17 protein-coding genes and 1 rRNA gene are annotated in these 13599 nt (G+C 44.5%); 2 read left to right on the top strand and 16 right to left on the bottom strand.

Annotated features, from left to right (window positions below; genetic code table 11):
• The 3 genes from EL84_RS05985 to EL84_RS05995 form a co-directional block, all read right to left on the bottom strand.
• Positions 1-290 (bottom strand): 16S ribosomal RNA (locus EL84_RS05985); the annotation flags it as partial.
• 478 nt (positions 291-768) lie between these two features.
• Positions 769-999, bottom strand: a complete 231-nt coding sequence (locus EL84_RS05990; protein ID WP_017692114.1) for a hypothetical protein — start codon at positions 997-999, stop codon at positions 769-771.
• A gap of 155 nt (positions 1000-1154) precedes the next feature.
• Entirely contained in the window at positions 1155-1772 is a 618-nt protein-coding gene (locus tag EL84_RS05995; protein ID WP_036607221.1) for a stage II sporulation protein M, read from the bottom strand.
• 122 nt (positions 1773-1894) lie between these two features.
• Here EL84_RS05995 and pdaB point away from each other — a divergent pair, with 122 nt between their 5' ends.
• The gene (gene pdaB / locus EL84_RS06000) at positions 1895-2671 is read left to right on the top strand and encodes a polysaccharide deacetylase family sporulation protein PdaB (RefSeq protein ID WP_036607219.1); all 777 of its coding nucleotides are present in this window, start codon (positions 1895-1897) and stop codon (positions 2669-2671) included.
• 98 nt (positions 2672-2769) lie between these two features.
• Here the strand turns inward: pdaB and EL84_RS06005 are convergent, their stop codons facing one another.
• Positions 2770-3402, bottom strand: coding sequence for a KinB-signaling pathway activation protein (locus EL84_RS06005; RefSeq protein WP_047841115.1), 633 nt, complete (start codon positions 3400-3402; stop codon positions 2770-2772).
• Between the two features lie 125 nt (positions 3403-3527).
• On the opposite strand from EL84_RS06005, the gene gerD reads away from it, so the two are divergent.
• The gene (gerD, locus tag EL84_RS06010; RefSeq protein WP_047841116.1) at positions 3528-4280 is read left to right on the top strand and encodes a spore germination lipoprotein GerD; all 753 of its coding nucleotides are present in this window, start codon (positions 3528-3530) and stop codon (positions 4278-4280) included.
• An 89-nt stretch (positions 4281-4369) separates the two neighbouring features.
• Here the strand turns inward: gerD and EL84_RS06015 are convergent, their stop codons facing one another.
• The 12 genes from EL84_RS06015 to rpmJ form a co-directional block, all read right to left on the bottom strand.
• Entirely contained in the window at positions 4370-5470 is a 1101-nt protein-coding gene (locus EL84_RS06015; RefSeq protein ID WP_047841117.1) for an Mrp/NBP35 family ATP-binding protein, read from the bottom strand.
• Between the two features lie 79 nt (positions 5471-5549).
• Positions 5550-6305 (bottom strand): N-acetylmuramoyl-L-alanine amidase CwlD, encoded by a 756-nt coding sequence (gene cwlD, locus EL84_RS06020; RefSeq protein ID WP_036607212.1) that lies wholly within the window; start codon positions 6303-6305, stop codon positions 5550-5552.
• Positions 6306-6373: 68 nt separating this feature from the next.
• On the bottom strand, positions 6374-7543 hold the full coding sequence (gene sat, locus EL84_RS06025) for a sulfate adenylyltransferase (protein WP_047841118.1): 1170 nt from the start codon (positions 7541-7543) through the stop codon (positions 6374-6376).
• A gap of 23 nt (positions 7544-7566) precedes the next feature.
• Complete coding sequence (locus EL84_RS06030) at positions 7567-8259, bottom strand: phosphoadenylyl-sulfate reductase (protein ID WP_047841119.1); 693 nt, start codon at positions 8257-8259, stop codon at positions 7567-7569.
• A gap of 801 nt (positions 8260-9060) precedes the next feature.
• Positions 9061-9453 carry a 30S ribosomal protein S9 gene (gene rpsI / locus EL84_RS06035; RefSeq protein ID WP_017692105.1) on the bottom strand — a complete coding sequence of 131 codons (393 nt, stop codon included), beginning with the start codon at positions 9451-9453 and terminating at the stop codon, positions 9061-9063.
• A gap of 19 nt (positions 9454-9472) precedes the next feature.
• Positions 9473-9910, bottom strand: coding sequence for a 50S ribosomal protein L13 (gene rplM, locus EL84_RS06040; protein ID WP_024633564.1), 438 nt, complete (start codon positions 9908-9910; stop codon positions 9473-9475).
• Positions 9911-10115: 205 nt separating this feature from the next.
• Positions 10116-10889 (bottom strand): tRNA pseudouridine(38-40) synthase TruA, encoded by a 774-nt coding sequence (gene truA, locus EL84_RS06045; protein ID WP_017692103.1) that lies wholly within the window; start codon positions 10887-10889, stop codon positions 10116-10118.
• Between the two features lie 159 nt (positions 10890-11048).
• Complete coding sequence (rplQ, locus tag EL84_RS06050) at positions 11049-11414, bottom strand: 50S ribosomal protein L17 (protein WP_017692102.1); 366 nt, start codon at positions 11412-11414, stop codon at positions 11049-11051.
• Between the two features lie 34 nt (positions 11415-11448).
• On the bottom strand, positions 11449-12393 hold the full coding sequence (locus tag EL84_RS06055; RefSeq protein ID WP_017692101.1) for a DNA-directed RNA polymerase subunit alpha: 945 nt from the start codon (positions 12391-12393) through the stop codon (positions 11449-11451).
• A gap of 136 nt (positions 12394-12529) precedes the next feature.
• Entirely contained in the window at positions 12530-12925 is a 396-nt protein-coding gene (gene rpsK, locus EL84_RS06060; RefSeq protein ID WP_017692100.1) for a 30S ribosomal protein S11, read from the bottom strand.
• A 19-nt stretch (positions 12926-12944) separates the two neighbouring features.
• The gene (gene rpsM / locus EL84_RS06065) at positions 12945-13313 is read right to left on the bottom strand and encodes a 30S ribosomal protein S13 (RefSeq protein WP_036607200.1); all 369 of its coding nucleotides are present in this window, start codon (positions 13311-13313) and stop codon (positions 12945-12947) included.
• Between the two features lie 20 nt (positions 13314-13333).
• Positions 13334-13447, bottom strand: a complete 114-nt coding sequence (gene rpmJ, locus EL84_RS06070) for a 50S ribosomal protein L36 (RefSeq protein ID WP_003333770.1) — start codon at positions 13445-13447, stop codon at positions 13334-13336.
• Positions 13448-13599: the final 152 nt, after the last annotated feature.

Here is a 13599-nt window from a genome sequence, read left to right on the forward strand (position 1 = left end):
GTCGCCTTGGTGAGCCGTTACCTCACCAACTAGCTAATGCGCCGCAGGCCCATCCCCAAGTGACAGATTGCTCCGTCTTTCCAGTTTCCTTCAGGCGAAGAAAACAATTATTCGGTATTAGCTACCGTTTCCGGTAGTTGTCCCAAACTTGAGGGCAGGTTGCCTACGTGTTACTCACCCGTCCGCCGCTAAGTATCAAGGAAGCAAGCTTCCTATCAACTCCGCTCGACTTGCATGTATTAGGCATGCCGCCAGCGTTCGTCCTGAGCCAGGATCAAACTCTCCAATAAAGTATTGAAAAGAGCGATAAGCTCATTTTGAATCTGACGAGATTAAAAATCTCAATTGTGCTCCAGTCAATTCAAGCCAAGGCTTGTTTCAAACTTTCGCGTTCATTCTGCAAGCAGAATGTTTACTCACTCGTTGTTCAGTTTTCAAAGATCAAACATTCAATTTAGTGCTGTTTTTCATGTCGTCGTCGTTTCAGCGGCGACTTTTATAATATATCATGTTGAAGTTCTCTTTGCAAGCATTATTTTTTGATTATTTTCAATCGCTTTATTTTCATGCTTGTTTCCGTGAACCGCTCCTAAAAAAGGAACGAAAATTAATTTACCATATGAAATTAGAAAGGTCAACCCTTTTTCGACAAAAAGTATGAACCCCTCAGCAATTTCACATTCTCATAGTTCAGAGGTACAGCACCCGCTATGAAGAGCCGCACCTCCCTTCCACTACTGTAAATCGAATATATGACCAGCTTCAGCATTATGGCTTCGACTTTTTCAGCTTCCCACCTCTGGCGTACTTGGACAACTCTTTTGGCGGGGCAAAGCGTGCATACATGCGGAACACAGTCTTATATCGGCTCGCGATAGCATATTTGATCTCTTGGTCAAGACGATTATCACTTAGATCGAAAAGCATCTCATCTAATTCTTTACGCAGCACATAGTCTAGTTCCTTGCATTCCTTCTCGTTAAACAACATACCCAGCATTAGAGTTCTCCTTTTTGTGCATAGCCTCTTTATCACACTTACACAAGTTTCATGCAACACCCCGTGCATTCTCGCTTTTGTGGGTGCTGCTGAAACCCGTTTTATTGTTATGGTCAACTTTCTGAAAATTTATGAATGCCAACCATCACAAAATTTTATCCTCTCACCAGAGTATACGTAAGTGTGCTTTCGATGATTGCTGCAACAAGAAGCAAGATGACAACCCAAAAGGATGCCGTTAGCGTCCTATTCATGAATGCTCTCCACCGGGTACCCATCGTATTTCGCTTGTCACTTCCAAGTTGTGCAAGGCTTTTGATAACCAGACCACCAAACTTCAGTCCGAAGGCGCAAGCAATGATAATGACCGGAATCTCAATAATGCCATGCGGAAGTAAACCTTTAACCACAATGTCATAGAAGCTTGCTCCATAATTCATCGTGGTGTGCACCACAAATCCAAGGACCATCCCATTGATCAGCAGGAAGATGACAGGCAGAATTCCGAAGAATATACCGGCATAGATGACAAGTACACTTTTGATGGCATTATTGAAAAAGATGAACAGAAAGAAGTTCCATTGCACATTGCCCCCCTGCTCCAGCCGTTCACTGACTTCACGTAATCCTCCGATTTGGTTCAACAACAGTTCTTCCAGTGGCCCTGTACTCACCCATCCTGCCCCTATACCAACAGCAAACAAAACTACGGACCAGATTAATGCACTACGGATGGAACCAAGATCTTTAAGAAATGTACTGAATTTTAACATAATAACCTCCTGTAGAATCTAAAATGATGGACAAACAAGGATCAGTGACGAATAACTGGGCAGTACGAGCATACATTGGAGAGTAAACAAGCATTTCTTATGGGAGAGGGGCGCTTATTGAAATGAACTCGTTCTATGTATTTAGCGGCAAAAAGATTAAACGGTACCTGATTGTCCTCGTTGCTGCCATCTTTGCGATCGGTATTATCTATCTGGAGAGAGGCAATGTCTCCGTATTCTCGGAGGAAGCACCATCCGCCGTCTACAGCGTTCCAACCGAGAAGAAGGTAATCGCACTCACCTTTGACATTAGCTGGGGGGATAAACGGACGGAGCCAATTCTGAAAGTTCTTCAGGAGAATAAAGTGCAGAAGGCAACCTTTTTCCTTTCCTCCCCCTGGAGCAAGACACACCCCGAAATTGTTACTGCCATCAAAGAGGCAGGATATGAAATTGGCAGCCATGGTCACAGACATGAGAACTACAGCAGCCTGACTGAAGAAGAAATTCGCAAAGAAATTTCGACAGCTCATAGCATTTTAACCGATTTAACGGGAAAAGAACCGAAATTACTACGTCTGCCCAACGGGGACTTTGACAAGCGAGTGCTTCAGGTAGCCAATAGTCTGAATTATCAGGTTGTGCAGTGGGATACCGACTCCTTGGATTGGAAAAACCCTGGTGTACAGACCATTGTTGATCGCGTAGTAAGCAAGGCACATCCAGGGGACATCGTACTGCTGCATGCAAGCGATTCCTCCAAACAAACGCATGAAGCACTCCCTGTAATTATCGACAAGTTGAAAAATCAGGGCTATGAATTTGTTACCGTGTCTGAGTTGCTCAACCATTCCAGTGTGGAAGGTAAGGAAGTTCGTGACCAAGCCAGCGGTCAATGATTACTCAATTATGAGCTATAGCTCAAATAGGTGCTTAAAAGTTGAAAAGAGCTAACCAGGTTAGCTCTTTTTGGTATGTTTTTTGTGCAAAATGAATTCTATGCTCGGCTTTCTTTCAACTGTTCTGCCTTTCCACTTACACTCCGGTTCGTCGATACATCCACCAGCCTGTGCAATATCAGCATTTGGTATGCATTACATAAGAGCAAGGGAACCACAATAAATATGGTTGCAGCATTCACATCAATACGTAATACGCCGATCGTCTCCACTATGGTGACGGCAATCATGAAAAAGAGTGTAGGTACAAGCGCGGAGATATGAGTCAGCTTTACTTTAACGTAAGCGGTAACAATTGCAGCTGCCAAAATAATGATACCTAACACAATATCCGATATGCGCTCTCGGTCTCCCCCAACAAACAGGCGTAAAAACATCACGTCAAGCAGGGCTAACACCGTTAGTACAATCTGCACGATCTGCCAACCGCGCTTTGGAAATACACCTTTACCCATATAATTCAATATCAGATATGCAAAGAAACCCATTTGTGAATACACGCTGATCATAACCCCTGATCCAAATAAGATCAAAAGATACAGAAGAAAATCATTCAATCCATTTGTTTTCTCCCCGTTCACCAGCATCATAATCAATCCAGTACCCAATGCTCCCGCGGCCCCAATAAGCAAGGCTGTCCAAAACAGGAAAAACCATCTACGTAAATTCAAATGTTTTCCACCCCCGAGTGTTTATTTTACCAACCTTCTCAGCAAAAAACCATCATTGCTCAACATATTTCCCCCTTTCCCATCACATACTACATCCAGTATCTAATCAAGGAGGGATTGTACACATGAAACGGCCTTTGTGGCAGCTATGCTGTGTCGTACTGGGGCTATCCGTCATGCTTGCCGGCTGCGGTTCAGATCAGAGTTCTTCGCCTCCTCAGGGCAGTTATAAAGAGATGAAAACAATGGTTGTAGATATTTTAAAAAGTGACGAAGGCAAGAAAGCGGTGGAGGAAGCTCTTACAGGTCAAAGCTCATCCAGCGGAAGCAGCGGTTCTGAAGAAGGTGGCGGTTCGGGTGGTGCTTCAGGATCCATTGGTATGAAAATGTTAATGCCTGTGCAATCTTCGGAACAAATACGTATTGCAGTAAAAGATACCATCACAGCTCCCGAATATAAGAAGGAATTCGAAAAGATCATGACCGATCCGCAGTTTGCGGGTGAATTTGCCAAAGTGATCAATGCACAAAGTAAACAACTTCATATGCAATTGATTAAAGATCCCACATATCAAAAGTCTGTTGAAGACATCATGAAGTCACCTGAGGTATCCAAGATGTTCATGGATATGACGAAGACTCCTGATTATCGTAAACAGACGATGACTGTCATGCAGGAAGTGATGCAAAATCCGTTGTTCCGCATGGAAGTACTCACTTTGCTCAAGAAGGTAGTGCAGGACGAATTGCAACCCAAAGTAGAAAGTGGCGGAAAACAGGGGGAAGAGCAAGGCGGACAGCAAGACGGTCAGGGCGAAGGTGGAAGTGATGGCGGAGATGGTGGAAGTGGAGATTCTGGTAGCGGTGGAGGTTCATAAACAGTAGATGTTGGTATATTACAGAAACTGAAAAGCCTGCATCCGAATGGTGGACGCAGGCTTTATTTGTATTTATAACACTCATACCATTAGAATTTGGATTCAATGGACTGGGCAACTTCATCGTAGATAGCCCCTATACGGGATTCAGCTTTGTATACAGATGGTGAGAAATCAGGCTCGGAAGGATGATTATCCGGCGTGCCTAATGGAATCTGGGCAAGCAGGCTTGTATGCAGACTTTCCGCAAGTCTTCCCCCGCCTCCACGACCAAAGACATAATCCTTCTCTCCGCAACTGCCACACTCATAGTAAGCCATATTCTCAACCACACCAAGTAACTCATGATCGGTCTGAATAGCCATCGCACCCGCTCGTGCTGCGACAAAAGCTGCTGTTGCATGTGGCGTGGTAACGATGATTTCCTTACTCTGTGGCAACATCTGATGCACATCCAAAGCAACATCTCCCGTACCTGGTGGCAAATCCAGTAATATATAATCCAATTCGCCCCACTGGACATCCGTAAAGAACTGACGCAACATCCGACCTAGCATGGGTCCACGCCAGATTACCGGGTTGTTCTCCCGAATAAAGAAGCCCATCGACATGACTTTGACGCCAAAACGTTCAACCGGTTGAATAACACCATCTTCAACGACCGGATATTCTTCAATCCCCATCATGTCGGGTACACTGAAGCCATAGATATCCGCATCAATTAAGCCCACTTTCTTGCCTTGACGTGCCAAGGCTGCAGCCAGATTAACGGTTACCGTTGATTTACCAACGCCACCTTTACCACTGGCCACAGCAATAAAACGAACACCTGAGTCAGGACTTAACAGCTCATGTCCATCCAGACCCGCTGCGTGACCTTTTACGAGCACTTCGTCCCGATCTGGCTCATTATCGGGTTGTCCCATATTCAGGCTCTCACGATCATGCTCAGAAGCTGCACGCACACGAATATGTACATCCTTCAGTCCGTGCTGGGACAACAGATTACGCGCTGCATCACTCAAAGCTGTTGTATCCTCAGGTCGATTTTCCAGTGTCACTATGGTCAGAGCCACATGATTTTCTTTCACCATAATATCTCGAAACCATTCCAGTTCGGTCAGACTTACTCCCAATTGTGGTTCTTGTAATGGCTGTAATAGTTCAAGTATCTGTTCTTTTGATAACATCAGACAGCACCTCAGCTTTATCTATTGGCATGTAATTAGGTATGCTGATCCAATTATATCATTACCTTTCTTGTTCTGACTAACTTTTAGGCCGTTCTCCTGAGGAATATCTGAGAATTCCATTATAGATCGATGCAGCTACCTTGCGTTGATAAGCTTCGTCAGCAAGCATACGTGCCTCTTCCGGATGAGAAAGGAAACCCACTTCTACCAGCGCTGAAGGGATCTTCAGAGCCTGTAACAGATAAACCGTATTCACCGTTTTGGCGATTCGATCTGTATTCTCCAGATTACGAACCATCTCTTGTTGAAGCAGATTAGCCAAACCTTCGTTATCCGGATGGTTAGTTGTATAGAAAACCTGCGCTCCACTCCATCGGTTGGATGGGACACTGTTCATGTGAATGCTGATAAAGAGATCTGCTTGCTTATCCTCTATCCGCCGTACTCTTTGTTTCAGATCTTCCGTCTTGCGTTTGGAGTACCCCTTGGTGTCCGATTCCGCCAAATCAGTGTCTATTTCTCGTGTCATAACCACTAAGGCCCCTGCCTGTTGCAAATAATCTCTCACATACAGGGCAATAGACAGATTGATATCTTTTTCAATAACCCCCTGTTTACTTACCGCTCCTCCATCTGGTCCTCCGTGCCCTGCATCAATGGCAATGACTTTACCCGCCATAGGCAAACTCCAATAACCTGACGTCTTAGCGGAAGGCAGTTCATAGGACATTACCGCCACTAACATGGCCAGCAGACAGAGACTCAGCATGACCCTTTTGATTGTTTTTAGCCTAATCCAGACTACAAAGTGTTTCCCCATATTTTTACGCATAAAAAAACCACCTCGTCCCTATAAATGACTCTAATCATCTATATGGGACAAGATGGACAAATATACCGCTAGGACCGGACTTGCTCCGCCATTCCTTCAATCAGCACCTCAGCTACCTCAGGACGTGTAAATTCAGGTGGAGGGCACTGGCCGTCACGGAGCAATCCGCGTACTTTGGTGCCGGAAAGCGCCATATGATGTTCTTTATCATGTGGGCAAGTTTTGCTGGATGCCATGTTTCCACATTTGGTACAGAAGAAACTATGTTCGAAGAACAACGGAGTGATCCCCAGTTCCTCTGCTGTAAAGTTAGTAAAGATCTCCTGTGCTTCATATGTTCCATAATAATCGCCAACACCCGCATGGTCACGACCAACAATAAAGTGGGTACACCCGTAATTTTTGCGAACCATCGCATGGAAAATAGCTTCACGTGGACCGGCATACCGCATGGCCGCGGGGAACACACCAAGAAACGCACGATCAGCCGGGTAATAGTTCTCCAGTAATACCAGATAACTCTTCATCCGAACATCTGCGGGAACATCGTCCGACTTTGTCTCTCCAACAAGCGGATTCAGGAAGAGTGCGTCTACAATCTCCATAGCGCTCTTCTGAATGTATTCATGAGCCCGATGGACCGGATTACGTGTCTGAAAACCAACTACGGTCTTCCAACCCTTCTCCTGAAAAATTTTCCGGGTATCTGCAGGATCATAATAGAATTCTTCAAATTTCGAAGGTTTTGGACGGTTCAACACTTGGATTGGACCTCCTACGTATGTTGCAGGACGCTCCAACAGTTTTTTAACGCCCGGGTGCTCGGGATCATCTGTTTTGAATACACGCCGGGCTTCTTCACCCTGATCCACCTGGTATATACTTTGGACTTCGAGCAATCCATAAGTGACTCCATCTTGGTCACCAACAAGTTTCACACGTTCACCAATCTGGAGGGATGCGGCTTGTTTATCGTCAACAGCAAGTGTAATCGGTATACTCCAGACTGTTCCATCGGCGAGACGCATGCGAGACACCACCGAAAGGTAATCTTCCTCATTCAAGAAACCTTGAAGTGGTGAGAACGCACCTACACCAATCAGATCCAAATCTGAAATCGTCCAGGTATTAATAAGCAAAGAGGATAAGTTATTACTGTCTTGCAACAATTGCTCCCGTTCTTCTCCTTGTACGATACGCTGAACCAGCGTACCTCCATGAGGCAGAATCGATGTCATCTTGTCAGCTCCTTGTATATCTATTATTTATGAAGGCCACATTCCGTTTTATCATTACCAGACCAGCGTCCAGCACGAGGGTCCTCACCAGGCATAACCTGACGTGTACAATGCTCACAACCAATACTTGGGTAGTTCTGATCATGAAGAGGGTTATATACAACGTTATTGTCACGAATATATTGCCATACATCCTCAGTCGTCCAGTGCGCAATCGGATTAAATTTCATCAGGCCAAATTTGGAATCATATTCAACCTTCTTTGAGTTTGCACGAGTTGGTGCTTGATCTCTACGGATACCTGTAATCCATGCATCATACTGAGAAAGAATACGTGTTAACGGTTCGACTTTGCGAATGTTACAGCACCCATTGGGATCAGACTTCCACAACTCTTCACCGTGTTGAGCTGCCTGCTCTTCCGGAGTAATCTTAGGTGACACGCGTACAAATTCAAGGTTGTAGTTCTCCTGCATCTTATCACGTGTTTCGTATGTTTCTTTAAAGTGAAAATCTGTATCCAAATAAAAAATATCTGTGGATGGGCTGATTTTCTGCAACATATCTACAAGTACAACATCTTCTGCACCAAAGCTACATGCAAAAGTGATATTTGGGAATGTTTCAATAGCATACCGAATAATATCCTCTGGACTAGCATGTTCCAGTTCCTCTGCCTTCGTCCGTGCCAAATCTTCTTTCTCCAACAAGTTCATCTGTAAATTTCCCCCATTCTGCAATTCAATACATCTTAAAGCCGACTAATCTAATATGAATTATGTTTAGTATAAATCTTTCATTGGGGATGTCAATGCCTGCCATATGGTAAAATAAATCAGTTTTTGTCCATTTTTGATCGTCGCTCTCAAACAATATTTTGGTTCAATTTATCCATTTCTCTGTTAATGAGATAAAAACAATGATGTTGGCCCAGGTCACTAGGCAAGTAAAAATACATCTCTTACCCCGGAAAACCTTTGCTGTTACTGGGTTTGGACAGTTCTTGTCGTCAAGAACAACATCCAAAAATCACTAGGTGATTGAAAATGAAGGAAGAAAAGCTAAAGTTTTAAGGGGAGCAACGTTGCGAACTTTAGCTGTTGATATGTAAGGGACTTTTATCGTTTCCATAAGAAATACTGATAAGGTTTGCAATAAAGAATTAAGTGCAAAAACAGTAAGCCGAGTGCATTCAAGAAATCACGCATAAGTTCTAATCGATGATTATATAAGAGCTGTTATAAAATGTGTGGTGAGTGGTGAGCGATGGGTATGAGCATATTCAATGATCTAAACGATTAGAGAGGTTCAGTAAAATGTAGATGTATTAACGTACATATTATAGGACTGTATTGAGGGACATTAAGGGCACATTGAAAAGGCAATGAAGGAAAAATGCAGAAGCATGGGGAGATACATCAGAGATATAAGAGCTATCGCATAAACTAAAATAATATATGGCGTAATAGTCATGATTATATAAAAAAGCCTTTGACCGAGGCCAAAGGCTTTTAATATTAACGTTTGGAGAACTGAGGTGCGCGACGAGCCGCTTTAAGACCGTATTTTTTACGCTCTTTCATACGTGGGTCACGAGTCAGGAATCCTGCTTTTTTCAGGGATGCACGGTATTCCGGATCTGCTTTGAGCAGAGCGCGGGAGATACCATGACGGATTGCGCCGGCTTGACCGGAGATTCCGCCACCATGAGCAATAACAAGAACGTCATAGTTGTTGAGCGTTTCTGTCAAGTTCAGTGGTTGTTTTACGATCAGTTTGAGTGTTTCCAAACCGAAGTATTCATTAATATCACGTTTATTGATGACAATGCGTCCTTCACCCGGTACAAGGCGAACACGTGCTACCGAATGTTTACGACGACCTGTCCCATAGTATTGTACTTGTGCCATGAAACTGTCCTCCTTTTAATTAACCGCGAAGTTCGTAAACTTCTGGTTTTTGTGCTGCATGTGGATGCTCAGTGCCTCTGTACGCTTTAAGTCTCAACTTCATTTTCTCGCCCATGCGAGTTTTAGGAAGCATACCGCGAACAGCCAATTCCAACATACGCTCAGGTTTGTTTTTAACCATCTCTTCAGCTGTAGTTACTTTCAAACCACCTGGGTGCATTGAGTGACGGTAGTATTTTTTACCTTGCATTTTCTTACCAGTCAATACGATTTTCTCAGCATTGATGATAACAACGAAATCGCCAGTGTCCACATGTGGAGTGAATTGTGGCTTGTGTTTGCCGCGAATCAAAGCTGCTGCTTCGCTCGCCAAACGTCCGAGGGTTTTGCCTTCAGCATCAATGATGTGCCATTGGCGCTCAACTTCGTTAGGCTTCGCCATGTACGTAGTACGCATGAAAAGTTCCTCCTTAAAATGTTCAAAATCATCATTTTCATTTATCTTCGTTCGTTAAGTTATAACTTTAGGTGTTGATGGATTGTAAATTTGATGTGAACCTCTTAATTGGGGCTGTGGGAAAGCCATTAAGAAAACACAACTTTTATATTACATGATAGGCGATTAAATCGCAAGTGTTAATTAAGCTTTTCACTCACCAAATTTAATCTTTTTTGTATTCAAGATCCCAGAGCATTAAACCGCAGCTAACTGCAGTAGGTCCTGCAGCAGATCGATTACATGCAGCAATCATATTTGGTACATCAGAGGCTTTCCGTTTGCCCTCTCCGATCTCCAGCAGTGTCCCTACAATGATACGAACCATATGCTGCAAAAAGCCGTTACCACTCACATAAATGTGAATGACACCCTGATCGCGCGGATGGTCTCTGCACATTGATCGGTCCACTTCCATCCATGCTTCGTACACCGAACGGACATGATTCTCTTTCTGAGACTTGCGTGAAGCAAAAGAGGTAAAATCATACGTCCCTATGAAATGTCGTAAGCCCTCCTGCATTGCCATAATATCAAGCTTCGCATGATGATGATATTGCAGTCTTCTGTTGAATACATCCGGAAATTGATTCGCATTGACTGTATAACGATACGTTTTCTTTTTCGCTGCATAGCGAGAATGAAAATCAGCCGAAACTTCAATCGCATCAATAACGACAATATCGGAGGGTAATCTGGAGTTGAGTGCAATACACCAACGTTCAATCGGGATCTGGGACTCCGTAGGAAAATTGAAGATTTGTCTGCGGGCGTGAACACCTGCATCTGTTCGGCCTGAACCTGTAATTTTAACCTTCTCACCGGTTAAAGCACGAATCGCATCTTCAAGATGATCCTGAATGGTATTCCCACCCGGCTGTACTTGGAAGCCGAAATAGGCAGTGCCATCATAAGTTAACGTCATACATAAGTTCCGCATTATTACCACACCTTTGTTCCATACTATACATATCCCTATCCCGAACAGCAAAAGAAGCCCCTTACGGAGCTTCTATTACAGCACGAATTCCGAAATGAAGAGAAAAAAAGGGTTAATCCAGAATCGTTGATTCTGTCCCCTTTCCTCATCTCATCTGTTTTACGCGCGGTCTACCAGTTCCAAGTAAACCATTGGCGCTGCGTCACCACGACGAGGTCCCAGTTTCAAGATACGAGTGTATCCACCTGGACGCTCAGCGTAACGACCGGACAATTCGCTAAACAGTTTTTGGATTGCATCTTGCTCACCATCGATAGTTTCGCGGCGAACATAAGCTGCCACTTGGCGACGGGCATGAAGATCTCCCTTTTTCGCTTTAGTGATCAGTTTTTCAGCAATAGAGCGAACCTCTTTTGCTTTCGCTTCAGTTGTCTGAATGCGTTCGTATAAGAACAGGTCGGTTACCAGGTCACGGAACAAAGCTTTACGTGCGCTGGAATTACGGCCCAACTTTTGGTATGCCATTGTTTTCCCTCCTTCACTTCAAGCACTCGGCTGTCTATTCTTCTGTACGGAGTCCCAAACCAAGTTCCTCAAGCTTCTCTTGAACTTCTTCCAAAGACTTGCGTCCGAGGTTACGGACTTTCATCATGTCTTCTTCCGTTTTCGTAGTCAGCTCTTGCACGGTATTAATACCGGCACGTTTGAGGCAGTTGTAGGAACGAACAGAGAGATCCAGCTCTTCGATCGTCATTTCGAGTACTTTTTCTTTTTTGTCTTCTTCTTTTTCGACCATGATTTCTGCATCTTTCGCTTCGTCTGTAAGACCCACGAAGAGCATCAAATGCTCAGTCAAAATTTTAGCGCCGAGGCTTACAGCCTCTTCAGGACGAATACTTCCATCAGTCCAAACTTCCAACGTGAGCTTGTCATAGTTGGTCACTTGACCGACACGCGTATTTTCCACAGCGTAGTTAACGCGACTGATCGGGGTGAAGATGGAATCGACTGGGATGACGCCGATCGGCTGGTCATCGCGTTTATTCCGATCTGCCTGGACGTAGCCGCGACCGCGATTGGCAAAAATACGCATGTGAAGTCTCGAACCTGGTCCGAGCGTAGCAATGTGCAAATCCGGGTTAAGGATTTCCACATCGGAGTCAGCACGGATATCTCCAGCCGTAATTGCTCCTTCGCCTTCAGCATCAATCTCGAGCACTTTCTCCTCGTCTGAATGAATCTTAAGCGACAAAGCTTTCAGGTTAAGAATAACCTCCGTTACATCTTCCATTACGCCAGGAACTGTAGCAAATTCATGCAGAACGCCATCGATTTGAACCGAAGACACTGCCGCACCCGGCAGTGACGAGAGCAAGATTCGGCGAAGCGAGTTTCCAAGCGTCGTACCGTATCCGCGCTCAAGCGGTTCTACTACGAATTTCCCATAGGTGCCATCATCGTTGACGTCTACCGTCTCAATTTTCGGCTTTTCGATTTCAATCACTGCAATACCCCTCCTTCAAAACGTCGGTCCTCTATGAAACATTTACCTTCTCTTGCGAAAACATGTAGTAGTATGCCTAAACAACCATTATTAGCAGATTGTGCCGGAAATATACCACACGCAGGGGCAAATCTCATTAGACACGACGACGTTTTGGAGGACGGCATCCGTTATGCGGGACTGGAGTTACGTCTTTGATCAGGTTAACTTCAAGACCAGCAGCTTGCAAAGAGCGGATCGCTGCTTCACGGCCTGCGCCTGGTCCTTTAACCATAACCTCAACGGCTTTCATCCCATGTTCCATTGCAGCTTTGGCAGCAGTCTCAGCAGCCATTTGTGCAGCAAACGGAGTCGATTTACGGGAACCTCTGAATCCGAGGCCGCCGGAGCTTGCCCACGAAATTGCGTTTCCGTGAGGATCCGTAATAGTAACGATAGTGTTATTGAAAGTGGAACGGATATGCGCCACGCCAGATTCAATATTCTTACGGTCACGACGTTTAGTACGTACGACTTTTTTCGGTTTAGCCATTTTCTCTTATCCCCCCTTATTATTTCTTCTTGTTCGCTACTGTACGACGAGGACCTTTACGAGTACGAGCATTCGTTTTCGTACGTTGTCCACGAACAGGCAGACCACGACGATGACGAACTCCACGGTAACAACCGATCTCCGTCAAACGTTTAATATTCAAAGAGATTTCTCGACGCAGGTCACCTTCTACTTTGACCTCTTTATCGATACTTTCACGCAATTTGCTGACTTCATCTTCCGTCAAATCACGAACACGAGTGTCCGGATTGATGCCTGTTGTGCTCAGAATTTTCTGGGAAGTCGTTTTACCGATTCCGAAAATATAAGTCAAGGCGATCTCAACGCGCTTATCACGTGGCAAATCCACACCAGATATACGTGCCATTTTACGCTACACCCCCTTCTTTAACCTTGTTTTTGTTTGTGTTTCGGATTTTCACAGATAACCATAACATTCCCTTTGCGGCGAATGACTTTGCACTTTTCGCAAATCGGCTTGACCGAAGGTCTTACCTTCATGTGAATTACCTCCTCAAAGTTTTGCTAAGCAAAACCCTCTTCGTAAGCATTGACCTTGTTCTACTATTGTAAAACCGGCTTCGAAGCTTTCGCAAGTTTTGCCGGGCAAAACCCGCTACATAAGCTTCACAGTTCATTGCAACTGTCTACTA

The sequence above is a fragment of the Paenibacillus sp. VT-400 genome (genome assembly GCF_001029205.1).
Taxonomy (GTDB): Bacteria; Bacillota; Bacilli; order Paenibacillales; family Paenibacillaceae; genus Paenibacillus; species Paenibacillus amylolyticus.

Bases quoted from the DNA above. Each gene is read 5' to 3' on its own strand.
- rplM (WP_024633564.1), bottom strand. From the start codon at position 9,910: ATGCGTACTACGTACATGGCGAAGCCTAACGAAGTTGAGCGCCAATGG.
- EL84_RS06015 (WP_047841117.1), bottom strand. From the start codon at position 5,470: ATGTTATCAAAAGAACAGATACTTGAACTATTACAGCCATTACAAGAA.
- rplQ (WP_017692102.1), bottom strand. From the start codon at position 11,414: ATGGCATACCAAAAGTTGGGCCGTAATTCCAGCGCACGTAAAGCTTTG.
- sat (WP_047841118.1), bottom strand. From the start codon at position 7,543: ATGACATCGATTCTGCCTCATGGAGGTACGCTGGTTCAGCGTATCGTA.
- rpsK (WP_017692100.1), bottom strand. From the start codon at position 12,925: ATGGCTAAACCGAAAAAAGTCGTACGTACTAAACGTCGTGACCGTAAG.
- rpmJ (WP_003333770.1), bottom strand. From the start codon at position 13,447: ATGAAGGTAAGACCTTCGGTCAAGCCGATTTGCGAAAAGTGCAAAGTC.
- truA (WP_017692103.1), bottom strand. From the start codon at position 10,889: ATGCGGAACTTATGTATGACGTTAACTTATGATGGCACTGCCTATTTC.
- EL84_RS06030 (WP_047841119.1), bottom strand. From the start codon at position 8,259: ATGAACTTGTTGGAGAAAGAAGATTTGGCACGGACGAAGGCAGAGGAA.
- cwlD (WP_036607212.1), bottom strand. From the start codon at position 6,305: ATGCGTAAAAATATGGGGAAACACTTTGTAGTCTGGATTAGGCTAAAA.
- EL84_RS05990 (WP_017692114.1), bottom strand. From the start codon at position 999: ATGCTGGGTATGTTGTTTAACGAGAAGGAATGCAAGGAACTAGACTAT.
- rpsI (WP_017692105.1), bottom strand. From the start codon at position 9,453: ATGGCACAAGTACAATACTATGGGACAGGTCGTCGTAAACATTCGGTA.
- gerD (WP_047841116.1), top strand. From the start codon at position 3,528: ATGAAACGGCCTTTGTGGCAGCTATGCTGTGTCGTACTGGGGCTATCC.
- EL84_RS05995 (WP_036607221.1), bottom strand. From the start codon at position 1,772: ATGTTAAAATTCAGTACATTTCTTAAAGATCTTGGTTCCATCCGTAGT.
- pdaB (WP_036607219.1), top strand. From the start codon at position 1,895: ATGAACTCGTTCTATGTATTTAGCGGCAAAAAGATTAAACGGTACCTG.
- rpsM (WP_036607200.1), bottom strand. From the start codon at position 13,313: ATGGCACGTATATCTGGTGTGGATTTGCCACGTGATAAGCGCGTTGAG.